General features: G+C 64.7%; 10 protein-coding genes. 6 read left to right on the forward strand and 4 right to left on the reverse strand.

From position 1 onward, the window contains the following. Positions 1 to 258: hypothetical protein (locus VLE48_06490; GenBank protein ID HSA92643.1), on the reverse strand; the 258-nt coding region annotated here is incomplete at its 3' end. 286 nt (positions 259 to 544) lie between these two features. Here VLE48_06490 and nuoB point away from each other — a divergent pair. From nuoB to VLE48_06520, 6 genes are all read left to right on the forward strand, one after another. Next, positions 545 to 1,105: an NADH-quinone oxidoreductase subunit NuoB gene (gene nuoB / locus VLE48_06495; protein HSA92644.1), complete on the forward strand. Its 561-nt coding sequence runs from the start codon at positions 545 to 547 to the stop codon at positions 1,103 to 1,105. A 40-nt stretch (positions 1,106 to 1,145) separates the two neighbouring features. Continuing rightward, a complete protein-coding gene (locus VLE48_06500; GenBank protein ID HSA92645.1) occupies positions 1,146 to 1,454 on the forward strand; it encodes a Rieske (2Fe-2S) protein in 309 nt (102 codons plus the stop codon). Between the two features lie 51 nt (positions 1,455 to 1,505). After that, complete coding sequence (locus VLE48_06505; protein HSA92646.1) at positions 1,506 to 2,072, forward strand: metal-dependent hydrolase; 567 nt, start codon at positions 1,506 to 1,508, stop codon at positions 2,070 to 2,072. A gap of 68 nt (positions 2,073 to 2,140) precedes the next feature. After that, the gene (locus VLE48_06510; protein HSA92647.1) at positions 2,141 to 3,481 is read left to right on the forward strand and encodes a hypothetical protein; all 1,341 of its coding nucleotides are present in this window, start codon (positions 2,141 to 2,143) and stop codon (positions 3,479 to 3,481) included. Between the two features lie 90 nt (positions 3,482 to 3,571). Further along, positions 3,572 to 4,075 (forward strand): DinB family protein, encoded by a 504-nt coding sequence (locus VLE48_06515; protein HSA92648.1) that lies wholly within the window; start codon positions 3,572 to 3,574, stop codon positions 4,073 to 4,075. 162 nt (positions 4,076 to 4,237) lie between these two features. After that, entirely contained in the window at positions 4,238 to 5,392 is a 1,155-nt protein-coding gene (locus tag VLE48_06520; protein HSA92649.1) for a hypothetical protein, read from the forward strand. 15 nt (positions 5,393 to 5,407) lie between these two features. Here the strand turns inward: VLE48_06520 and VLE48_06525 are convergent, their stop codons facing one another. The 3 genes from VLE48_06525 to VLE48_06535 form a co-directional block, all read right to left on the reverse strand. Next, positions 5,408 to 5,890, reverse strand: coding sequence for a GNAT family N-acetyltransferase (locus VLE48_06525; GenBank protein HSA92650.1), 483 nt, complete (start codon positions 5,888 to 5,890; stop codon positions 5,408 to 5,410). A gap of 111 nt (positions 5,891 to 6,001) precedes the next feature. Continuing rightward, complete coding sequence (locus VLE48_06530) at positions 6,002 to 7,255, reverse strand: HD domain-containing phosphohydrolase (GenBank protein ID HSA92651.1); 1,254 nt, start codon at positions 7,253 to 7,255, stop codon at positions 6,002 to 6,004. Between the two features lie 269 nt (positions 7,256 to 7,524). Next, a partial coding sequence (locus VLE48_06535) for a hypothetical protein (protein ID HSA92652.1) occupies positions 7,525 to 7,717 on the reverse strand: 193 nt, incomplete at its 5' end.

Genomic DNA, 7,717 nt, shown 5'->3' on the forward strand with positions numbered 1-7,717 from the left:
CTTGCCGTTGGCAACGTCGGGCGTGGACCGCAGCGCCACCACCTGGTCGCGGTAGCGGTTGATGCGGATATCGGCGTAGGTGGCGCCCAGCTTCTTGGCTTGCTTCAGCGCCACTTCGCCCAGCTCGGAAAGTGCCGCCGAAGGCTTGCCGCCGCTGTTTTGCGCGTTCAGTTCGGGCAGGCCGAAGAGTTCATTGGCGAAGGCCGCCGCGGCGGCGCTGCCGGTGAGTTCGAGGAATCTGCGTCGGGTCAGGTCCATACGCGCTCCGGATCAGAACAGAAGAGGCGCAATTTCTATCAGAGCAGCGCAGACGGAGCAAGTGGGACAGCCGGTTGACACTCTTTTGCCCCGCCCATAGACTCGTTTCCTGGGAGGCGAAGAACTCCTCTAGCGCCATGGCCTGGCTGCAGAACAAGTTGAGCCGGTTTGTGGGCGTGAGGCCGCCCTGGCGGCCGGGAGCCCACAGGCGCAATCCCGAGCGCAGCGAGGGATCCCGGTTCACAAGCATGGTGCTTCTGAAATGATCGCGTTGCTCTGAAAGATTATGGCCTGGCTGCAAAACAAGTTCGAGAAGAACTTCCTCATCACCACGGTGGACTACGTGTTCAACTGGGCGCGCAAGTCCGCGCTCTGGCCCATGACCTTCGGGCTGGCCTGCTGCGCCATCGAGATGATCGCCTCCTCGACGGCGCGGTTCGACATCGCGCGTTTCGGCTCCGAGGTCTTCCGGCCCAGCCCGCGGCAGAGCGACCTGATGATCGTCGCCGGTACCGTGACCCTGAAGATGTCGCCGGTCATCCAGCGCATTTGGGCGCAGATGCCCGATCCCAAGTGGTGCATTTCCATGGGCGCCTGTTCCTCGGTCGGCGGGCCTTTCAACACCTACGCGGTGCTGCAGGGTGTGGACCGAATCGTGCCCACCGACGTGTACGTCATCGGCTGCCCGCCCCGCCCGGAGAACCTGTTCTACGCCCTGCTCAAGCTGCAGGACAAGATCGACCAGATGACCCTGGCCAAACGCCCCACGGAAGTGCGCCTGGAGGAGAACATGGTGGAGAACTTCAAGCGCCAGGTGATGATCGCCCAGACCCTGCAACCGAAATAGTTTTCAGTTCCCGGTTCTCAGTTCTCAGAGGGACACGTTCATGGCCGAGTTTGTGAAGATTGCCGCCAAGGCCGACCTGCCCGCCGCCGACGAGGCCCGCGAATTCCCCTGCGGCGAGCGCACCATCTGCGTGGCCAACGTGGCAGGCAATCTGACTGCGCTGGACAACGTCTGCCTGCACCGCGGAGGCCCGCTGGGGCAGGGCATCATCGTGGAAGGCAAGATCGTGTGCCCATGGCACGGTTGGATGTACGACCCCAAGACCGGGGAAGCCACACACAATCCGGCCGCCAAGGTCGCCGTCTATCCCCTGAAGGTCGAAGGGGAGGACGTGTTCGTGGAGGTGTAAGGGCGGTTTGCAAATCACCCAATCACCAAATCAAGCAATCACCAAATCCCCATGAGCCCCATCACGCATTTCCTGTTTGGCTGGATGGTGGCCAACTCCGCCCGGCTGGACCGACGCGAGCGTGCCGCCGTCGCCATCGCGGGCGTTATCCCCGACGTGGACGGTCTGGGCGCGGTACCCGAGGTCCTGACCGCCGGCACCCAGCACCCCATCACCTGGTTCTCCGACTACCACCACATGTTGCACAACGTCTTCTTCGCGCTGGCGGTGGCGCTGATCGCCTTTGCCATTGCGCGCCAGCGCTTCAAAACGGCCTTGCTGGTATTCCTCAGTTTCCACCTGCATCTGCTCTGCGACGTGCTGGGCGCGCGCGGGCCCGACGGCGATCCGTGGCCCATTCCGTACTTCCTGCCGTTCTCCTCCTGGGAATGGACCTGGAGCGGACAGTGGGCACTCAACTCCTGGCCCAACTTCGCCATCACCGGCGTGTTGTTGATGGCGACCTTCTATCTGGCGTGGCGTCGCAGCTTCTCGCCGCTGGAGATTGTTTCCCTGCGTGCCGACCGCGCCCTGGTCGCAGCCATCCACCAGCGTTTTCCCGCTCCCGCCGGTTCCTGAGCTCCGCACTGCCAAACCGCTGCCGGTTGTGGCAGACTGTCTAGCCTGTGCTCCAAGGGGGTTGACGCATGAGAAGGTTTGCCTGGGCCGTGTTTGCCCTGTTTCTGGCCGCACAACTGCCGGTCGCGCTTGCCGACGTCAAGGTGAAAACGCGCAACACCATGGCCGGCCATACCAGCGAAAGCACGGTGTACATCAAGGGCCCGCGCCAGCGCAGTGAGCAGAGCTACGGCCCTGGCATGTCGGTGACCACCGTCCTGCAGTGCGACCAGAAGCGCCAGATTCAGATCAACAACGCCTGCAAGGTCTACCTGGTGACGCCGTTCGGCGACGAGGACGAGACGGGCGCAGAAGCCGCCTCGGAGCCTGCTTCCGCGCGTCAGCCTGCCGCCAAGTCCTCGGCCGCCCCACGCGGCGGCGTGGTTACCTTCACCAACACCGTCACCGACACGGGCGAGCGCCAGCAGATGTTCGAGTTCAGCGCCCGGCACATCAAGAGCTCCATGCGCAGCGAGCCCTCGCCCGATGCGTGCGCCAAGGAGAAGTTCAGCATGGAGACCGATGGCTGGTACGCCAATGTCTCCGTCGGCCTGACCTGCCACACGGCGGCGGCGCGCGCCTCCGCGCGGAGCGTCGCGCCGCCGCAGAAGCCGGAGTGCCAGGATAAGATGCGCTTCCGCCGCTCCGGTGCCGGCCAGTTGGGTTATCCGCTCAAGGAAACCCGGACCATGACGGCCGGCGGCCAGTCCTTCACCACCTCCACGGAGACGCTTGAACTCTCCCGCGCCACGCTCGACCCGGCCCTGTTTGACCTTCCCGCCGGCTACCGTGAAGTCTCGAGCTTTCAGCAACTGATGTGCGCGCCCGATATGGGCGCCATGATGGCCCAGGCCATGAAGGGCCAGGTGAGTGAAGAAGATATGGCGGCAGCCACCGCTGCGGCCGGAGCGTACCATCCCGCACAGAGCAAAGGTGGCGGCGTGCTGCGCATTGGCGTGGTTCGCCTCGAGAACAAGGCCAAGAGTTCCGCCGACCTCGCCCAAGCGCGCGAAATGTTGATGGAGCAGATTCGTGGCTACGAAGCGGAGGCGGTTCCTCTCGACGCAACCAGTCCCGATGACATACAGGCGGAGGCCCGCAGAAAGAATTGTGACTTCATCCTTTACACCAACCTTACCCGGCTGAAGGCGCCCGGCAAGGTGGGCGGGCTCTTCGGCGCCGCAACCGGTCTGGGAACCGGCAAGTACGAAGCCGCGGTGGACTTCCGCCTGTTCCTCACGGGCCAAAGCACGCCGCGGCTGGCGTCCTCCGCCAGCAACAAGGAAGGCAGCGAGGAGATGGAAGTGATGGGTTCCGTCTTCGACACCGAAGCACGGGAAGTGGTCGAAGAAGCGCGCAGAAAAAGGTAGTTATCAGGGAGGTCGGCCGCAAAAAGACCCGGATTCGGGCGCAAGAACCGGATAGCGTTCGCGAGCACTTGCGGCTAAGGTGAAACGCATATGGCGGAAACGGTACAGCAGTACATACGGCGCATCCTGGGCTACGTGGAAGGCCGCAATCCACTCGAAGTGCAGCAGGCCACGCCCGGGCGTTTGGCGCGCCTGATCCGCGGGCGCAGCCGCGCGCAGCTCTTTCGCCGGCCCGCTCCCGGCAAGTGGTCGGTGGCGGAGATTCTCGCTCACTTGGCCGAGTCGGAGATGGTCGGAGGATACCGCGTGCGCATGATCCTCAGCGCTGGCGGCACACCCATCCAGGCCTTTGACCAGGAGAAGTGGGCGAAGGTCGGCAACTATGCGCGGCGGGATCCCAGGCAGTCGCTGGAGCTGTTTTCTGCTCTGCGTCGCAGCAACCTGTTGTTGCTGCGCTCCCTCAAGCCTCGGCAGTGGCACATGTACGGCATGCACGCCGAACGCGGCAAGGAGACCGTGGCCCGAGTCGCCACCATGTTCGCCGGCCACGACATCAACCACACCCGGCAGATCGAGAGCATTCTCCGCCGCTGACGCAGCTCCGCCGTTTCGAGCTTCCGCCCCGCCGGGCATATAATCCGCGCGCGGTTGGGCCGCCAGACAATCCCATGAGCGAATCCCTGCGTACGGAGTCAGAGCCTGGCTTCGTGCCCGGCGGTGCGCTGCTCCAAGCCGCCGTGGCGGCGGAGCGTTAGCATGTCCGACGAGCAAAGAAAGACCGTCCTTGTTAGTCTCGCCGCGGGAATACTCGGCTTTGCCCTGAACTCCTGGAGCGTTCCACTCTTTGCCGGCGGATCGCTGATTCTCGGTGGCATCTTACCGCTGGCCGTGGCTCTGCTCTATGGCCCCTACTGGGGAGCGCTGGCGGCCGCTCTGGCGGCATCGCGGACGCTCACTCTGTGGGGTCATCCTCATGCCGTGCTGCCCTTCGTGCTGGAAGCCGCCGCAGTCGGCTTCCTGGTACGCCGCCGCTGGATGCCCCTGGCTGCCGACCTGTTCTACTGGGCGCTCGCCGGCGCTCCCTTGCTCTACTTCACCTACGTCGTCGTGCTGCGCCAGCCGCAGCCCGCCGCGTGGTTCATTCTTGCGACCACGCCGCTCAACGGTTTGCTCAACGTTCTGCTGGCCGAACTTGTAGTCGGGATTGCCGTGATGCGCGGCTGGGTCGCCGGCGCTCCGGTAGCGGAACAGCTACGTACGCTCCGCTTCTACTTTCTCAATGTTCTGGTTCTGGCCACCACCGTCCCGGTGCTCGGCCTGAGTGTGCTGCACTGGCGCTTCTATGCCCACGAGCACACGCCGGAAGTCGATCGCTACTACCTGGCGACCCTCATGGTGGCGCTGGCCGGCATTGCTTTCTCCATCGTTTTCGCGCGCGCCGCTGCGAACCGCGTGCTGCGCCCGCTCGACCATCTCGTGGACCACGTGCGCGGATTGCAATTGGTTTCCCGGACCGAGTCCCCGCCGCTCGAGGCCTCCCCGGGGATGCCCGCGGAGGTGGCGCATCTCTCCGCCGAATTCTCCGGCATGGCCGTCAATCTCCTCCGTTCCTACCACGAATTGGAGCAGAATCTGGCGGAGCGCAATCGCTTGAACCAGGAACTGGAGGCGTTGGCCGCCGGCCTGGAGGACAAGGTCCGTGAGCGCACGGCCGAACTCGAGGCCATGCTCGCCGAAGTCAAGACCCTGCGCGGCCTGCTGCCCATCTGCGCCTCTTGCAAGAAGATTCGCGACGAGCAGGGGAAATGGAGCCCCATGGAGAACTACATCCGCGAGCGCTCCGAAGCCGAGTTCAGCCATGGCATCTGTCCGGATTGCGCCCGCCGACTGTATCCGGAAATGTATTCCTGAATGCGACGCGGCGTTTCACAACCGCTTCACCATCGTGAACAGCGGCGTCCCGAACAGCTCATGTGGCCCTTCCTGGCTGCGCCGGAAGCCATGGCCTTCATAGAGGCGAATCGCTCGGTCGAGGAATGGTGTTGTGCACAAGAAAAGCTCGCGGTGCCCGTGTTCCTGCGCCCACTGCTCGACGAGCTCCAAGAGCCGCCGCCCGATCGCGTGACCCCTCGCCGCCGGCAGGATAGCCATGCTGCGCACGTACACCCGGCCCGACTTTAAGACCGCACTCACCGTTCCCACGATGGCGCCTTCGCCGACCGCCACCCAGATCGGTCCTTCGTCAAACCGCCGCTCGATCTCGGCTGCCGGCGGCGTCGTGGCGGCGAATCCCTCCGGCGTGTAGATAGGCTTGTATTCCAGGAAGCTCTCGTACAGGATGGCTGCAATTGCCGCCGCTTCCGTTGGGGCAGCGGTGCGTATGCGAATCTTGGAGTCGGCGGAAAGCACTCGTGCGCCTCAGTTCATGAGTGTTCACGTCCGGCAGGTCGAGCACAAACGCCATCTCGCGGATGGACTCTGTTTCCGCGATCTGAGCCGTTTCTGCGTTGAAGGAGAAGGTCAGGCCGAGTACACGCGGCCCTTGTTGATGCGGTAGTTGAGTGCGGCGGCCACCTGGTCTACGTCCGTCGGGGCGATGTTGCACTCCAGGCGCTCATCGAGGAAGGTGGGACGGTTGCGCCCGGTGGCGTCGCGGCGCACCTGCACTAGCAGGCCCTGCACGATGTTGGGATCGAACTTCTGCGGCGAGAGGCGCACGATCTCGCTGATGGCCTCACCCACCGAGAGCGGCTGCCGGTAGGGTCGCGGGCTGGTCATGGCGTCGAAGGTGTCGGCCACGCCGGTGATGCGCACCGGCACCACCACGTCGTCGTTGCGCAGGCGATCGGGATACCCCGAGCCGTCCGAGCGCTCGTGGTGCCAGCGCACCACGTCCGCGATCTTGGGCCACGGGAACTCCACCCCGCTCACGATCTTGTGCCCGATGATGGTGTGGTCGGCCATCTCCCGGAACTCTTCCGGCCCCAGCGCCGTAGGCTTGGCGAAGATGTACTTGTCCACGGTGACCTTGCCGATGTCGTGCAGGTAGCCGGCGGCGCGCAGCCCGCTGACCTCGGTCTCGTCCATGCCCAGGCTGGTAGCGATGCCGGCGGCGTAGCGCCCCACGCGCAGCGAGTGCCCGTGCGTGTGCACGTCCTTCACGTCGATGGCGCTGGCGAAGGCCTCCAGCGTCTGGTCGTAGAAGCTGTGCAGCGAGGCCAGCAGGCGCAGGTTCTCCGCGATGCGATGCTGCAGGGACTGGCTCAGGCTGTGATTGTGCACCGCCAGGGCGATGTAGTTGGCCATCAGGCCCAGGGCGTCGAATTCATCGCCTTCGTACACCGCGTCGGCGTCGCGCCGTCCCAGCGCCAGCATGCCCACCAGCTTAGAGCCCACGCGCAGCGGCGCGATGCACTTGAACAGCTCCGGCGCCACGTTGCCGTTCGAGCTCAGGAAGTTGTCGCAGCTCTTCGGGGTCAGGGCCTGCGGGGTGCGCGCCGTTTGCAGCGCATGCACGTGCCGCGGCAGCAGCGGGATGACCGCCGCCTCCGGGAAAAGCGCGAAGCCGTGCCACGCCACCGAGGCCAGCAGGGCAGGCTTGTCGCTGTAAGTGAACAGCGCCCCTTCGCGCGCTCCCAGGGCTTCCAGGAGAAGGGTAAGCATGACGCGCGCGGTCTCGGGAAAGTCCCGTTCCGCGGTCAGTTCCGGACCAAGGTCGGCGAGGGTCTCGAAGGTTCCGAGCAGCCGCCGGAAATTGTTCTTTTTCACTGTCACGCGAAGGTGGCAGCGAAAACCGCAGAGCAGATTGAGATTACCATGCCGCCAATGGCCCCCAGCCCCGCCCGCCACCTTCGGGCTATTGGTTAACTTGGTGCGTTGGAGTAACCGGCGACGAGGTTACTTCGAGGCCCTGCGCGGAGCCAGCATCGCCCGGTGGGTAAGGAACGGGGAGGCAAGAACAAAGCCCCGCAGGCGACGCATCGTAGCCCAGCGCCTTAGCGCCGGGAAGCGAAATTGACGCCCCAAGTCCCGTAGGGACGACCCTACTTCTCCACCAGCCTCTCCCAGTGCAGCACCAGGCTGATGGGCGGGGACGCGCCCGGGCCCGCGCGCTGGATGAGGAAGCGCTTGCCATCCGGGGCCACGTCGAACTCGGGCAGGTTGGCGTCGATCGTGAACAAATCATGACTCGGGCCCAGCGAGAAGTGTTCGGCATCGGTGATTTCGACCGCGCGC

This window comes from Terriglobales bacterium (assembly GCA_035454605.1).
Taxonomy (GTDB): domain Bacteria; phylum Acidobacteriota; class Terriglobia; order Terriglobales; family Acidobacteriaceae; genus DATMAB01.